At 39.0% G+C, this 15,191-nt stretch carries 10 protein-coding genes; 4 read left to right on the top strand and 6 right to left on the bottom strand.

Annotated features, from left to right (window positions below):
• Positions 1-5 precede the first annotated feature (5 nt).
• Positions 6-3,626, bottom strand: a complete 3,621-nt coding sequence (dnaE, locus tag ABMA76_RS04800; RefSeq protein ID WP_392909512.1) for a DNA polymerase III subunit alpha — start codon at positions 3,624-3,626, stop codon at positions 6-8.
• Between the two features lie 78 nt (positions 3,627-3,704).
• On the bottom strand, positions 3,705-4,142 hold the full coding sequence (locus ABMA76_RS04795; protein WP_392909510.1) for a YqaA family protein: 438 nt from the start codon (positions 4,140-4,142) through the stop codon (positions 3,705-3,707).
• Between the two features lie 97 nt (positions 4,143-4,239).
• Here ABMA76_RS04795 and ABMA76_RS04790 point away from each other — a divergent pair, with 97 nt between their 5' ends.
• The 4 genes from ABMA76_RS04790 (at position 4,240) to ABMA76_RS04775 (ending at position 9,440) form a co-directional block, all read left to right on the top strand.
• Complete coding sequence (locus ABMA76_RS04790) at positions 4,240-4,713, top strand: CBS domain-containing protein (RefSeq protein WP_392909508.1); 474 nt, start codon at positions 4,240-4,242, stop codon at positions 4,711-4,713.
• A 297-nt stretch (positions 4,714-5,010) separates the two neighbouring features.
• Positions 5,011-5,922 (top strand): hypothetical protein, encoded by a 912-nt coding sequence (locus ABMA76_RS04785; RefSeq protein WP_021268301.1) that lies wholly within the window; start codon positions 5,011-5,013, stop codon positions 5,920-5,922.
• A 291-nt stretch (positions 5,923-6,213) separates the two neighbouring features.
• On the top strand, positions 6,214-8,988 hold the full coding sequence (locus tag ABMA76_RS04780) for a fibronectin type III domain-containing protein (RefSeq protein ID WP_392909506.1): 2,775 nt from the start codon (positions 6,214-6,216) through the stop codon (positions 8,986-8,988).
• A 104-nt stretch (positions 8,989-9,092) separates the two neighbouring features.
• Positions 9,093-9,440: a hypothetical protein gene (locus ABMA76_RS04775; protein ID WP_392909504.1), complete on the top strand. Its 348-nt coding sequence runs from the start codon at positions 9,093-9,095 to the stop codon at positions 9,438-9,440.
• A gap of 483 nt (positions 9,441-9,923) precedes the next feature.
• Here the strand turns inward: ABMA76_RS04775 and guaA are convergent, their stop codons facing one another.
• The 4 genes from guaA to ABMA76_RS04755 form a co-directional block, all read right to left on the bottom strand.
• Complete coding sequence (gene guaA, locus ABMA76_RS04770) at positions 9,924-11,477, bottom strand: glutamine-hydrolyzing GMP synthase (protein WP_393061018.1); 1,554 nt, start codon at positions 11,475-11,477, stop codon at positions 9,924-9,926.
• An 11-nt stretch (positions 11,478-11,488) separates the two neighbouring features.
• The gene (guaB, locus tag ABMA76_RS04765; RefSeq protein WP_392909500.1) at positions 11,489-12,967 is read right to left on the bottom strand and encodes an IMP dehydrogenase; all 1,479 of its coding nucleotides are present in this window, start codon (positions 12,965-12,967) and stop codon (positions 11,489-11,491) included.
• A gap of 93 nt (positions 12,968-13,060) precedes the next feature.
• Complete coding sequence (locus tag ABMA76_RS04760) at positions 13,061-14,341, bottom strand: hypothetical protein (protein WP_392909498.1); 1,281 nt, start codon at positions 14,339-14,341, stop codon at positions 13,061-13,063.
• On the bottom strand, positions 14,307-15,026 hold the full coding sequence (locus ABMA76_RS04755; RefSeq protein ID WP_103219163.1) for a tol-pal system YbgF family protein: 720 nt from the start codon (positions 15,024-15,026) through the stop codon (positions 14,307-14,309). The genes ABMA76_RS04760 and ABMA76_RS04755 overlap by 35 nt, the downstream gene beginning before the upstream one ends.
• Between the last annotated feature and the right edge of the window lie 165 nt (positions 15,027-15,191).

Genomic DNA, 15,191 nt, shown 5'->3' with positions numbered 1-15,191 from the left:
GTATTTTACCCTACATCGCTAATTTTTCCATCAATAATAAACTTCACCGCATCAGCATCAAAAATCTCATTAATTTTTGCCGCCATTTGTGGTGTTGGGTTTACTAGATAGTCACTTCCTAGTGGCATCCTCGCTCTTCCCGAATCATGTTCAAAAATAATATGAAGTGGAACAGTTCCGCGATGACCTAGAATCGTCTGCTTAAGACGATTTAAACGGCCTTCATTTAAAGAAGTCATTGGAACATTAAGACGAACAGATGACACTCTTTCTTCGGCCTGCTCTTTTAGCTTTTGAATCTTTGACGGGAAGAATTTTCGAGGTTCTTCGGCCAAGTTGACCTGTCCAGTCATAATGATTGGATCATCACTTAATAGAATTTCTTCATATTGAACAAATGTTTTTGGGAAGACAATACATTCAATTTTACCTGACAAGTCCTCTAGGGTAGCAAAACACATGCGATCGCCTTTCTTTGTCATGATCGGTTTTCTCTCAACGATCATCCCAGCAAGGACCATATCTCTTTTTGAAGTTCCATCAATATCTTGAATTTGCCCAATTGGCATTGAGGCCATCTGCTCAATCACGCCTTGATATCTATCAAGCGGGTGACCTGATACATAAACTCCGATTAACTCAGCTTCATAGAGAAGTTTTTCTCTATCGTCCCAGTCGGCCGTATGTTCAATATCAAGTTGGTTAGCACCGGTATCGACAGACCCTTCGGCCATATCAAAGAGATTAGTCTGTCCCATCTCTTTTTCTTTTTGGCGCTTACTTGCGTAAGCAACAACCATTTCCATGTTTTCAAGCATCGTGCGACGGTTTAATTCTTTTTCGCAACCATCGAATCCACCTACGCGAATTAATGCTTCAACTGTTCTCTTATTAACTTGTCTAAGATTTACTCGCTCACAGAAATCAATGAAGCCGACAAATGGCCCATTTTCGGTACGCTCGCGTACAATCTCTTCAACAGCACCTTCACCAACACCTTTAATTGCACCCATACCAAAACGAAGATTGCCATCAACAACGTTGAATAGCCAAAGAGATTCATTCACACATGGAGCAAGTACTTCAATATCGTGATTTCTTGCATCGTTAATAATTGTCGTAATCTTATCTGTATTAGAAAGTTCCGTACTTAATAGACCAGCGTAAAACTCTGGAGGGTAATAAGTTTTTAAGAAAGCTGTTTGGTATGCAATATATGAATAAGCAACGGCGTGAGATTTGTTAAACCCGTATTCCGCAAATTTCGCCATCTGATCATAGAGAGTTTCTGCAATCTTAAGATCGTAATTTCTCTCTTTAGCACCATCTAAGAAAATTTGCTTATGGCGCTCCATCTCCTTAAGCTTCTTTTTCCCCATCGCCTTACGAAGCATATCCGCTTGACCAAGAGAGTATCCTGCAACCTTTCGGGCGATATTCATAACCTGCTCTTGGTAGATAATGATCCCGTAAGTATCGTTCAGGATTGGCTTTAGATCTTCAAATGGATAAGTTTCTTCCTTACGCCCGTGCTTAATTTCAACGAACTCATCGTGCATTCCCGATCCCATCGGACCTGGACGATAAAGAGCGTTAATGGCCGTAATATCATCGAGTGTGTCTGGAGAAATACGACGACATAAATCCTGCATCCCCGAAGATTCCAGTTGGAAAACTCCAATCGTATCCCCTTCAGAAATGAGGTCATAAACTTTTTCATCTTCGTAGTCGATTGCCTCAATATCGAAGTCAGGCATATAGTCACGCTTAATAAAATCCGAAGCGTAATCAATTACAGTTAGAGTTTTAAGTCCAAGGAAGTCAAATTTTACAAGTCCAATTAACTCCGAAAAGTCCTTATCAAATTGAACAACTTTTTCACCCTTAGCACCTTTAAAAAGTGGACAGTAATTTACAAGTGGCTCTGAGGTAATGATAACTCCGGCCGCGTGAATACCAGCGTGGCGATAAAGTCCCTCAAGTCTTTTTGAAATGGTAAAGATTTGGCGAATCTTTGGATCTGTTTCAATAAGCTCCTGAAGCTTCGGCTCCATCTCAATTGCTTTATCTAAAGTGATTCCGATTTCATCAGGAATCAACTTTGAAATCATATTGGCTTCAGCAAATGTTAAATCATAAACACGGGCAACGTCTTTTACAACGGCCTTTGCCTGAAGCTTACCAAAAGTAATAATCTGACCGACTTTATCTTCACCGTACTTTTGAGTTACATATTCAATAACTCGCTGACGTCCGGCTTGACAAAAGTCAACGTCAAAGTCAGGCATCGAAATACGCTCAGGGTTAATGAAACGCTCAAAGAGAAGGTTATAAGGAAGCGGGTTAATATTGGTAATCGTAAGTGAATAAGCGACAAGTGAACCAGCACCAGAACCACGTCCAGGGCCTACAGGAATTCCATTATCTTTTGACCACTGGATAAAGTCGGCAACGATTAGGAAGTACCCAACGAATCCCATTTGAATAATAAGATCTGTTTCATATTTAAGACGTTCGTAATATTTAGGCTTCTGCTCTTCCCAGTCTGGTTGATTTACAATATTTCTAAATTGTGGTCCATCAAAGCGGGCCTGAAGTCCCTCATTAACCTCTCGTATGAAATATTCTTCAAGAGTTTCTCCTGTATCAATCTCATAATCAGGCAGGTGATAAATTTGGTTACCGTTTTCATCTTCCCAAGAAAGTTCAACATTACACTTATCTGCAATCTCAAGCGTGTTATCACAAGCATCTGGTGCATAGTGAAATGCTGCTCTCATTTCTTCTGGAGATTTGTAATAGAATTCTTGCGACGTCATACGCATACGATTTTCATCGGCGTAGGTCTTTCCTGTTTGAATACAAAGAAGAACTTCCTGAGCAGTCGCATCTTCAGGAGTCATATAATGTGAGTCATTTGTCGCAACAAGCTTAATGTCGTTCTTGCGAGCAAAATCAATAACTCTTTCGTTTACAATTCTTTGCTCCGGAATACCATTTTCTTGGATCTCAAGATAGAAGTCGTCTGGGCCAAAGATATCTCTTAACTTTTCAATAGCACGGATGGCCTTATCATCTTGGCCAGTAAAGAAGTTGTAACCAACTTCTCCCTTAAGACATGCTGTCGTACAGATTAGACCTTCTGAGTACTCTCGAAGTAGTTCAACGTCAGCGCGCGGCTTATAATAGAAACCTTCAAGATACGCTTTTGAAAGAAGCTTACATAGGTTTTGATAGCCTGTATTATTCTTTGCAAGAAGAATAAGGTGGTGAATTTGTCTTGAAGACTCTTCCGCATCTTGGGAACTAACACTTGCGGACTTCTTTGCAGCACGACGATCAAAGCGAGAACCAGGAGTAAAGTAAATTTCTGAACCAAGGATAGGTTTGATTCCTGCATCCTTACAGCGAGTATAGAAATCAATGGCCCCAAACATATTTCCATGATCTGTCTGAGCAATGGCCGGTACCCCAAGCCTCTGCGCTTCAGGAATTAGATCCTTTAAGCGAATCGCTCCATCAAGAAGAGAATATTGCGTATGTAGGTGTAAGTGAACAAAACTATCAGGGTGTGTTTCTTTTAGTGATTTCGTTTCATTAGATTCGACGTTACTATCTTGTTCCATGGAGTCCTCAAAATGTCTTAATTAATCAGTGTGTCGTGCTTTTAAATTATCCCATTTTAAAGGTGTTTTGTCATATTCTTAGAGTTTATTTGCTAACCAAATTACAAACACATAACGCATAGCCTTACCAATATACATTGTGAGAAAAACATATTTGGGATGACAACGAAAATAACCCAGTGCAACGGCCAGTGGATCCCCTACAATGGGAAGCCATGTCAAAATTGCTAGTCCTGGCCCATAGTTTTGAATTAGGCCCTGCCAGCGATTGATTTGATCTTTACTAATCTTTAGATATTTTTCACACCAACTTAGCTTTCCCAAGTGACCAAGATAGAAACAACTTACCCCGCCCAGAAAGTTTCCAAGACTGGCAGACCAAAAGATATCAATCTTTGAAAGCCCTGCCTTAACAGCACCAAAGAGAAATGCTTCTGAACTAAAAGGAAGAATGGTTGCGGCGGCAAAGCTGATAAAGAAAAGCCCTACTATGCCATATTCATGAATAAATTCCATTACGAGTTATTATGATGATTTCTCTACATTTAATCAAAATCTTTTCAAGTTTTAACAATACAATTTGTTATATGTTCAAACGAAAAAGGGATAAGTAATGGTTAACTACACTCCGCCTATCGAAAGAGATAAGGCCCCAAGACAAAAAGAAAAAGATGAATTATTCACTTCCAGCTATAATATTATCAATCGAGTTATCAAGGAGTTCATCCCCCTCCATACTGATATGGATATGCAAGAGGCCGGAGAATACTTTATAAAACACAATATAACGGGACTTCCCGTGGTAAATGATTATGAAAATATCGTGGGCTTTCTTTCACAAAAAGACTGCCTCAAATACAGCCTCGACGCTAAGTACTACAACCACCCCTCTTCTCTTGTTGAACACTATATGAGCGAAAATGTAGTGACGATCCCAGCAAAGTCCACTTTAACCTTCATTGTTGAGCTCTTCCTTCACTATCCCTTTCATGCCTTTCCTGTGGTGGAAAATGGAAAAGTCATTGGAATCATTGAAAGAACGACTGTTTTTGAAGTCATTCACAATATGAAAGGAACCAATTGGTAGCCCAGACTACATAAATCTTACTGATACACCCAGAGCACAAAGTTCTCTTTCGAGAAGACTGGATGATATGTACCGGAATTGAGCAAAGTCTCTCGGCCCTATCAAATAGCTCACTGGTATTTGATAGCAACGATCTTAAAATGATGACTTCGGCGACAATCACCCTGCTTAACGATAGTAAATGCTATTAATTTTCAATAACTTAGTATCTGTAAATATTGCAGATACTAAGCTCTTTTCTTGAACGCGACCATGACTTCTGCGAATATACGGCATAAAAGTTTATAGAGAGACAACATGGTTTTTACTCGTAAGAAAAAAACACCAAAGAATAAGGAGCAGCTTGAGTTTAACTTTGAGCTTCCTCGCGAAAATGATCGCAACTTCCACCTAGGTGGAAAATCTTTCTATTTCTTCGACTTTGACGACAATGTCGTTTTCCTTTCAACTCCAATTATCATCTTTCACAATGAGACAGGCGAAGAGAAGCTTCTTTCTTCTCACGAATTTGCTGCTCATAACAAGATCATTGGAAAAGAAGGACCTTACGCAAATTATCACATGGATTTCGATGATGAGACGGGAACTTTTAGAAATTTCCGCGATTCAGATCTTTCGCTTACTCAACGACTAACCGGAAGAAAGCAATCACTTATCACAGATATCCAGGATGCACTTGAAAGAAGTGATTCGACTTGGAAAGCTCCGAGCTGGAATCACTTCTTCCATGCAACTTATAATCAAAGACCTGTTTCAATCATTACAGCTCGTGGTCACAGAGAGGATACGATTAAGCAAGGGATTGAAGTTATTTATAATGAAGGTCACCTGCCTAATATGCCAAACTTCCACACTGTTTATGCCGTCTCAAACCCTGAGACACGTGTACGCCTTGGTGGACGTGATGAAGATTATAATGTGCCAGAGCTTAAGTACAAGGCCATCATTGAATCAGTTGAACTTGCTATTCAAAAATACGGCTACTCTGATTATCACCGCTTTGGAATGAGTGATGATGATGCTGGTAATATCGACCTGATTACAGATGCGATGAAAGAGCTAAAGGCAAAGTTTCCACGTATGTCTTTCTTCGTTATTCAAACTTATGACAATGGTTTTGAAAAACGCGAAGTTCATGAGCACTCTGTTGAAACAATTTTCTCTAAGCATGAGTCACGCCTAGACCAGCTTAACCTTTTTGCACAATAATCTAGTAAAAAACTGAACACTACCTAGGCAATTATCAAAAAAGTATTTTCAATTATTAAAATCCAGTAAGATTTCTCCATGGAAAAGAAATTTATCAAACAAGTCATGGCAACATTCTTCATCTTCTTATTCTCGGCCTTAATGTCCAATGCATTTAGTAAGGACCTTTTAAAGCTAATTCAGTAACAATATTTAATACTTACAGCAACTTAACACTACTTTCTAAAGAAGCTGATTTTTGTCAGTTATTTTATTTATAAATATTTATTATCTCTATCCGATAATACAAACATGTTAAAAGTAAAACAGTTTGTAATATTAATGACTTCTATCGCTTTCCTCTTAGTAACATTAACGTCATGTTCTGCAGGAGCAGACGAGGAAACCCTAAAGAAAGTAAATATTGGCAATGAGCAGCTTCCTCTGGGAGAGCTCTATATCGACAATATTACGATCTTAACCCCTGGTTACTACACTCTGGGAGAGACTATTTCGATCTCGGTTAACTTTAATAAGGCCGCAACAGTTATTAGTGGCACTCCCCGACTTGAATTAGAAATTGGTGCCACAACTGTTTTTGCAGACTATGTCTCAGGAAGTGGAACTGATGAATTTATTTTTGAATATATCGTGGCCGCAACAGATAATGATGGTGATGGCATATCAGCGATCTCCCCTCTTGATGTTTCAAGTGCAACGATTGAAGATGACCAAGCAAATACATTAACAAGTATCTTTACCGAAAAGAACTTCCCTTCTGTTTTTGTCGACACCCAAGCACCAAGTTTTACTTCAATAACACTTCCAACAGATGGCAGCTACATCATTGATGATATCTTAAACTTCGCAGTAACCTTTGATGAAAGTATTGTGGTAACAGGAAGTCCAAGGATTCAGCTACAACTTGATAGTGGTAACGTCTTTCTTGATTACAAGAGTGGTTCAGGAACAAATACACTTAACTTTGAATATACAATTACAAGTGCTGATAATGACCCAACAGATGGAGTTCTTCTCTCATCATTAATTGAGCTTAACGGTGGAACAATTAAAGACTATGCTGGCCATCATGCAAGCCTGGCCATAACGACAGGGGACACTAGTGGTATCAAGATTACAAATGATATTCCACACACAATAAGTTTTTTAATCAATAGTGGCGCAAGTGCAACTAATCAAACGAGTGCAACTTTAAGTATTACAGCTTCAAATGCTAATGAAATGTATATTACAACAGATGCGAGTTGTTCATCGGGAGGTAGCTGGCAAACCTATGCAACATCTCTTCCTTGGACTCTTTCTTCATTAAATAGTGTCAACAATGTCTATATTAAATTTAGAACGGCAACACTTTATGAGTCGGACTGCCTTAGTGATGACATCATTCACGATGATATCGCTCCAACGGCCCCTACTATAAATTTAAATTCAGATGCAACAATAAACGCATCGGATTCATTTTCATTAGCAAACGCTGACGCAACTGGAAGCACTATTAAGGCTTATGAAGTGGCAATTTCATCATCTCCGGCAGAAGCAGATATTTTACCTGGAGCAAATTATACTCCCTTTATGTCAGCTTCATATCAATACACTGGTGTCACACTAACAGAAGGAGAGCAATATTATCTCCTTTTAAAAACAATTGATGCTGCAGGAAATGAAACAATTACTTCATCTACTTCATGGTACGTTCTAGCACCGCCAAATAAGATTAATAACCTCTCTTTAGTAGAGAGAACAACTGATTCAATTAAGATTGCTTGGACTACTCCAGATCCTAATGGCCCAGCAATTACAGGATATCAAATTGATTACAAAGAAGGTGTTGGAAGTTGGCAAACAATCACGACTTCGCATCCCCTAACTGACTTTACGCACACAGGACTTACACCAGAAACAGAGTATAGCTACCGAGTCTATGCAACAAATGGTGCCTACAATTCTGAATCATCGAATATACTAATTTCAGAGACTCTTCCAGATATTCCTATATTTCAATCCAACTATATGGCCGTCAATGTAGGAGGCGCAACTTCTTGTCGTCTCGTTTCGCTTGAAGATGGAAACAATTTTGAACACAATGGAACACCAATTGCAGGAACTTTTAATAAGACTGATACTCATAGTTTTACTTGCGCTCAATTTGATACTATTGAGGCAACTGGGAAATTCTTTGTTGCAGGAAGAAGAAGTGACAGCAATAGCACTTCCGCAAGTAAGAATGCTAATATCGTTTGGAACCCAACAAGTTGGGTAGGAAAAAGCTTTCTCTTTAATCATACAAGACAAAATGTCAGCAATATTTCAGTTTACGCCTACACTGACTCTGATATTGAAATCACAAGAAATGGTACTGTCGTTACTTCTGCAAGCTTAGTAGCAGGAACTTCAACAACACTAACTGTTTCAACTTATGCTTCTTATGAACTCAACTCAACGGGATATATACTGGCCTATATGATGGCAGGAACTGGTACTGATCACGTGGATCCAAAACCTCTTCTCCCAACGGCCACTGATATTATTGGCTTTCCATCAACAACTGGAAATATCACAACTGCGGCCAGTAGCAATAGTGTAACAATCTACAACTCAGAGTCCACAACTCAAGCTGCGACTCTTACGGCAGGTACAACTTACGCACACATAGTGAGTGGAAATCGAAACCTCTATGACACACAGGCAACACGTATTGTTTCAGACGTCTCCATTCCAATGATTGGAAACTCAACAGCTGATTCAAACGGATACTGTGCAGCACCATTTGTACCAACAGCGCTAATGAAGAACTCGTTTGGAATTAATACCAATGCTGACTTTGTTGCCTTCACTTCCCTCTCACCAGCTATTATCACAGTAACTGATGGAAGCGATGGTTCAACATCAACAATAACTTTGACGCGCACAATCAACGAGGACAACGTCCCTTATCGTGCCTACCTAAGCACCAATATTGCTTCTGGCACAGTATTTGAGTCCCCTGATAAGTTTCAGGCCTGGTATCAGCCTAATAATAATAGTGCAAGTGGTGACGAAGATGAGACCGTGTTATTTGGCTGGTAGCGTAATCAAATCTAACACTTTCTAACTATTGTGCTTCATCTTTTGCGTTGGCGCTTCTTTTTCACTAGAATTTCATATCTCATAAATCAAGATAAGGAGTTCAAATGACAAAGATCGCAAAAATTACATTATCACTACTTTTAGCATCTTCTGCCTTATCAATGGATTGTACCGCCTCTAAGAGATACCTAGATGACAGAGGCCAATCTCAACTTAAAGAAATAAAACTTGAAAGAGCGTTTGATTATACAGATGCAAAGATTCACGCAGATATCGATGAAGCATACTTCGTCTTCACAAAGTACGACGAAGAGCAATTTGTCGCTAAAATCACATTTGGTCCCGACTATACTAAAGGGATTGTCTCAACTGCAACATTCGATCAAAACAGCCGCTTTGAGCTAGTTAACGTCGATGGTGCAACTGTTTATAAGCTAGTTTGCACTAAGTAAGGTACGCGCCACCTTTTCGAGATTTAAATAAGTTAGCGAATAATTTAAGTCCTAGACAAGAAAGCTAAGGCCAATAACTAATGTCTTATTAAATTAACTAATATATTTAGAACTAGAAATTAGGCTTACTTAAAATAGTTGGCCAGAGTAAGCCTGTGATCGACTATTTGAACAATATAAATATTTAAATATTTAAAATCTCGAAAAGGTGGCGCGTACCCAAGGCTCAATTCGTAGGCTTTCCCATTGCGCCTGAGGCACATCCTGCGGCAAAAGTACCCTAAAGGGTAGTTTTGATGCAGAGATGGATGTGATTCAAGAAAGCAAACCGTAGGTGCGGCTTTCGCTCAAATGCGACAACTTTCCCATACCGCCGGAAACAACACGACCGACATAAACGTCGGTCGGTTGAAGTATTGTTTCATTACAGGCAACGGGCGGTAGCACCGCATCCCATTTTGCGGATGCAAAATGATGCGGGTGCTACTCCCATTCAATGGTACCAGGAGGTTTAGACGTGATGTCATAAACCACGCGAGTGATGCCCTTAACTTCATTTGTGATGCGATTTGAAACACGAGATAAGAAAGCGTGTGGCATATCAGTCCACGTCGCAGTCATCCCATCACTTGAGTTAACCATACGAAGACAAATAACTTCTTCATATGCACGGCCATCACCTTTTACCCCAACTGTTTTTACTGGAAGTAAAACAGTTAGTGCCTGCCAAGTTGATTCATAAAGATTATTCTTATGTAGCTCTTCAAAAAGGATTTGATCACTTTGCTGAACCTGAGCGATGCGAGTTTCAGTAAGCTCACCTAGGACGCGAATTCCAATTCCTGGCCCAGGAAATGGATGGCGATGAACCCAACCGTGCTCAAGTCCTAACTCCTCACCCATCTTTCTAACTTCATCTTTAAAAAGGTAGCGAAGTGGTTCTAGAAGTTTGAGATTCATTCTCTCAGGTAGCCCACCAACATTGTGGTGAGATTTAATTGTTACCGACTTTCCATCTTCTTCATGCGGAGAGATTGATTCAATAACATCTGGATATAAAGTCCCTTGAAGTAAGTACTCAAAGTTGATTCCGTGGTTTTCCTGATACTCTTTTACTTTCATTTCAAAAATATCAATAAAAGTTTTACCAATGGCCTTACGCTTATCTTCAGGATCAGACTTACCTTCCAAGTTTGCCATAAACTCGGCCTTGACATCGATCACTTCAATATTAAGTTGAGTTTTTTCTTTTAGCGTTTCAATATGCTGATAGTCTTGTGGGCGAAGAAGTCCGTGATCAACGAAGAAGCAGTAAAGATTATCACCGATTACTTCATGTGAAAGTTGTGCTGCGACGAGAGAGTCAACGCCACCAGAGAAAGCACATAGAACTTTTGATTTTTCAATCCCACGAACAAGCTCTTTTGCTTCTTCAAGCATCTCTGTAGCATCCCAATCTTTTTCAAGCTTGGCGATATCTTTAAAGAAGTGATTTAGAATATCCTTCCCGTGTTCACTATGTTCAACTTCTGGGTGAAATTGTAGCCCCATCATTGGACGCGTCGTATGCTCAATGGCCGAAACAAGTCCATTTGCTGATTCCATCACAAGGTTGAAATTTGCAGGAAGTTTTGAAATATGATCAGAGTGAGACATCCAAACATTTACTTCTTCGGGAACTCCATCCATTTTAAATCCATTAATTAAATGAATCTTGGCATGCCCATACTCGCCGATTGTTCCCTTCTCAACGACACCACCAAAGTATTTCCCCATAAGCTGCATACCGTAGCAAACACCTAAGATTGGAAGATCTTCATTTTCAAAAACAAAGTCATAATTTGTTTCATCTTCAAAAACTGATTGAGGGCCACCAGAAAGAACAAGAGCATTTGGTCTCTTGCCTTCACTGAAAAGTTCACGGGCCTTTTTTACAGTGATGATCTCACTAGAGTAACCTAGCTCACGTGATTTTCTAGTAATTAGTTGTGTGTACTGTGAACCAAAGTCCACGATCCAAATTTGTCTTGCACTCATATTTTTATTTCCTATTTTTCAATTTGATAATTTGGCGCTTCTTTCGTAATCATAATGTCATGAGGGTGACTTTCTTTAAGAGATGCTGCCGTGATTTTTACAAACTGCGCCTTCTCTTGCATTTCAACAATTGTTGAAGCTCCAACGTAGCCCATACCACTTCTAATACCACCATTTAATTGATAGATATTTGAAGCAAGACTTCCTCTATAAGGCACCTGGCCTTCAATTCCTTCAGGAACAAGTTTTTGATCATCAACATCACCTTGGCCATAGCGATCTTTTGAACCAAGCTTCATGGCACCTAAAGACCCCATTCCACGATATACCTTATATGTACGACCTTGATATAAAACCATTTCACCAGGCGTTTCATCGCAACCAGCAAACATTGAACCTAGCATGACACAACTTGCACCGGCAGCAAGGGCCTTAACAATATCTCCAGAGTATTTAATCCCTCCATCTGCAATGAATGGAATCCCCGCTTTAAAACAAACATCAGCACAGTCCATAACGGCCGAAAGTTGAGGAACACCAATACCTGCAACAACTCGAGTTGTACAAATTGAGCCTGGTCCAATACCAACTTTAACTCCATCAACTCCTGCATCAATCAATGCCATACAAGCTTCTGGTGTAGCAATATTTCCGGCGATAATATCAACACTTTGATCTTTAGGAATAAGGCCTCGAACTGTTTTCACCATTCCGATGACACCCTTTGAGTGGCCATGAGCTGTATCAATGATAATACAATCAACACCTGCTGCAATAAGATGCTTAGCACGCCCAACTTCCTTGTCGCCAACTCCAATTGCTGCTGCAACTCTAAGACGTCCAAGGTCATCTTTATTTGAATTAGGAAAGTTAATACGTTTTAGAATATCTTTGATGGTAATTAGACCCTTAAGCTTTCCGTTCTTACAAACAATTGGAAGCTTCTCAATTCTGTTCTTATGAAGAATTTTTTGGGCCTCATCTAATTCAATTCCCTCAAGAGCAGAAACTAACTTCTCTTTTGGTGTCATGATATCTTTTACTTTTTGATTTAAGTTTTGTTCAAAACGAATATCTCGACTTGTAAGAATACCGACAAGATAGTTCTCTGAATCAACAACTAAAACACCAGTGATCTTATTCTTACTAGTAAGTCTAATCACTTCTTCTAATTGCATTTCAGGATTTACTGTAATTGGATTGAGAACGACACCTGATTCAAATTTCTTCACCTTCTCAACTTCCCAGGCCTGTTCCTCTGGTGACATATTCTTGTGAATAACACCGATACCACCCTGCTGGGCCATAACAATTGCCGTCTTGGATTCTGTTACTGTATCCATAGCAGCTGAGACGATTGGAATATTTAAAGCAATATTACGTGAAAATTTTGTTTTTAGTGAAACATCTCCTGGCAAAACTTCTGAATAGCCTGGCTTAATTAAGACATCATCATAAGTGAGGGCCTGAGGAATTTGTGAAATAGACATACGACTGATCCCATCTAAATAGTTAAAATATAAGCAAAATAATTGCTTATATTTTAACTGAGATCATTTTTTTATCATACCGGGATTTTTTTCTTAGTAGGCTTCTTTATAATCCTGACTATAACTCTCAAGATCATTTATTAGGCTGTTTACAGCATCACTGTGCTTTTGTTGACTTAAATACTCTCTTCTTAGTGAAGTTTCGAATACATCATTCTTAACCTCTTCATCAACTGGAGATGGAACCGATGCTGGATTACGTAATGATTGAGGTTTCTCCGGTCTAAACTTACGTTCAGGACGGACTCCTTCTTGAGGAGCTTCCCTCTCATATTCACGCTCTTTTTGCATTTGAGCTGGACCTTCTTCTTTAGAAGCAGGAACCCTAGACTTCGGCCCGTAAACATTTACTTCAACACCTGACTTAGTTGTATAGTCTGGCTTAAACTTCTTAACTACTTTCTTTTTCTTAGGAGCTTCTTTTGCCATCTCCTTAAGTTTTTCTTCATAGAATTGCTCAAGACGAGTTGCTCTCGCCCCACCTTCTACTCCAACAGAAGCAATATCACGACGAGTTTTCACTGTATGAGATTGTCTTACGACAATTTCACCTGGTCTATTTGAAACTCTCATATCTTCTCTAAGAGTAACTGAAGCTGTTGATCTCTTAGGAGTCTTCTTATAAAGCTCTTGCGAGATCTTATTATCCTTATGTCTTGGTGCTCTAGCAACTAGAGTGCGTTCATTCATCGGCTTAACAGCAGGAAATAGAGATGTCACCGCTTCATATGCACTTGAAGAAATAGGTGTTGGAACTCTTGGCGCTCCATTTTCATAATCTTCTTTAACAAAAGAGAAACGGCCTGGGCCAACTTGCTCTTTCATAAATTCGTAAACATTATTATTAATTGTATGAGTTCCTGTAATACTTAGAATTTGTGTCTTTCCATTTTCTGGATCATAAGAAGCAATATACTCTCCACTATCATAAGAGATTGTTGCATTTACTGTTTGAAGCTGAAATTTATCATCTGTTTCTTCAATTGACTTAACCCAAACATATCCAGATTTAAGCTCAACGATTTTATTAAGCATTGAAATATAACTTGAACCTGAAACATGATATTCGTGATCAAAGTAGTCTCTAAAAACAAGTTCAGCACCTACTTCAGTAAAAATATCATCAAAATCATAGATGAAGCTACCTGCATCTAATTTCTTTGTTTGTTGATTACTAGTAACAAAAACATTTCCCTGCACTCTCGCAACGACGGCCCTTGGTGTTTTTGCCGCTTCGGCACCAAGAGCGAGACTTGAGATAAATGCTAAGATTAGAAAACTAGTTCTTTTTATATTTCTGTACGATTTTCTCATAGTGCCCACTTAAGATATTCCATTCAGGAGTGTTTCTATATTTCTTTCTAAATTCTTCCACTACTGCGAAGAATTCGTCTTTACGATTTTGCTTTAAATAACTCATACCTAGCCATAGCTTTGCACCTAGGTAGTACTTTGAAGTAGGATACTTCTTTGTTAAATAAGTGAAGTATTTCTCACTCCAATCATAGTGCTTACCTGACTCATAGCTTGCAACACCGGCCTGAAATAGGAAGTCCGCATCAAGCTCTTTTGAATTAGGAAAATTCTTTGTGTATGCATTGAAGAACTGTGCACTCTTTTCATAATTCTTTGAATCGAATTCTTTTTGTGCAATTGAGACCATCTCTTTAGCGTCCCACTTGTACACGTCATATTTAACAAGATCATTACTGTCGACACGAGCAACACTTGCAATTGTTCTCTTTGTATAACTCTCCTTCTTTGGAGCCTTATCTTTCAATTGTGTTTCGAGATAGTAATTCTTACTTTCAAGAGTTTTGATTTTGTAATTAGCTTGCATAAGCTTATTATTCATCTCTTGATTCTCTTTTGATAAAACTAGAATCTTATCCTCTAACTCGTTAATGGCCTGGGCGCGTTTTTCAAAATGCTCCACATAGCTACACGATGTTAGCGACATCAATGCAAGTCCAAAGAATAAAGAATTAACGGTTTTCACTTTTTTTTCCTCGTTATTAGTACCTCTTCGCTCATCTTTTCGGATAATGGACTAAAATATTTAGCAAAATTTGCAACTACGTATTTTCAAGTATTTACCAATGTGAATGTTAAGATCTCTTCACAATGTTAAGGGAACAGCTTTTATCGTCAAATCTTTGTCAAT

Origin of the sequence: Halobacteriovorax sp. ZH5_bin.2, from assembly GCF_043196375.1 — a bacterium.
Taxonomy (GTDB): Bacteria; Bdellovibrionota; Bacteriovoracia; order Bacteriovoracales; family Bacteriovoracaceae; genus Halobacteriovorax_A.
Note: the sequence above shows the minus strand (reverse complement) of the source record. Positions and strands in the feature narration are given on the sequence as shown.

Bases quoted from the DNA above. Each gene is read 5' to 3' on its own strand.
- dnaE (WP_392909512.1), bottom strand. From the start codon at position 3,626: ATGGAACAAGATAGTAACGTCGAATCTAATGAAACGAAATCACTAAAA.
- ABMA76_RS04795 (WP_392909510.1), bottom strand. From the start codon at position 4,142: ATGGAATTTATTCATGAATATGGCATAGTAGGGCTTTTCTTTATCAGC.
- ABMA76_RS04790 (WP_392909508.1), top strand. From the start codon at position 4,240: ATGGTTAACTACACTCCGCCTATCGAAAGAGATAAGGCCCCAAGACAA.
- ABMA76_RS04785 (WP_021268301.1), top strand. From the start codon at position 5,011: ATGGTTTTTACTCGTAAGAAAAAAACACCAAAGAATAAGGAGCAGCTT.
- ABMA76_RS04780 (WP_392909506.1), top strand. From the start codon at position 6,214: ATGTTAAAAGTAAAACAGTTTGTAATATTAATGACTTCTATCGCTTTC.
- ABMA76_RS04775 (WP_392909504.1), top strand. From the start codon at position 9,093: ATGACAAAGATCGCAAAAATTACATTATCACTACTTTTAGCATCTTCT.
- guaA (WP_393061018.1), bottom strand. From the start codon at position 11,477: ATGAGTGCAAGACAAATTTGGATCGTGGACTTTGGTTCACAGTACACA.
- guaB (WP_392909500.1), bottom strand. From the start codon at position 12,967: ATGTCTATTTCACAAATTCCTCAGGCCCTCACTTATGATGATGTCTTA.
- ABMA76_RS04760 (WP_392909498.1), bottom strand. From the start codon at position 14,341: ATGAGAAAATCGTACAGAAATATAAAAAGAACTAGTTTTCTAATCTTA.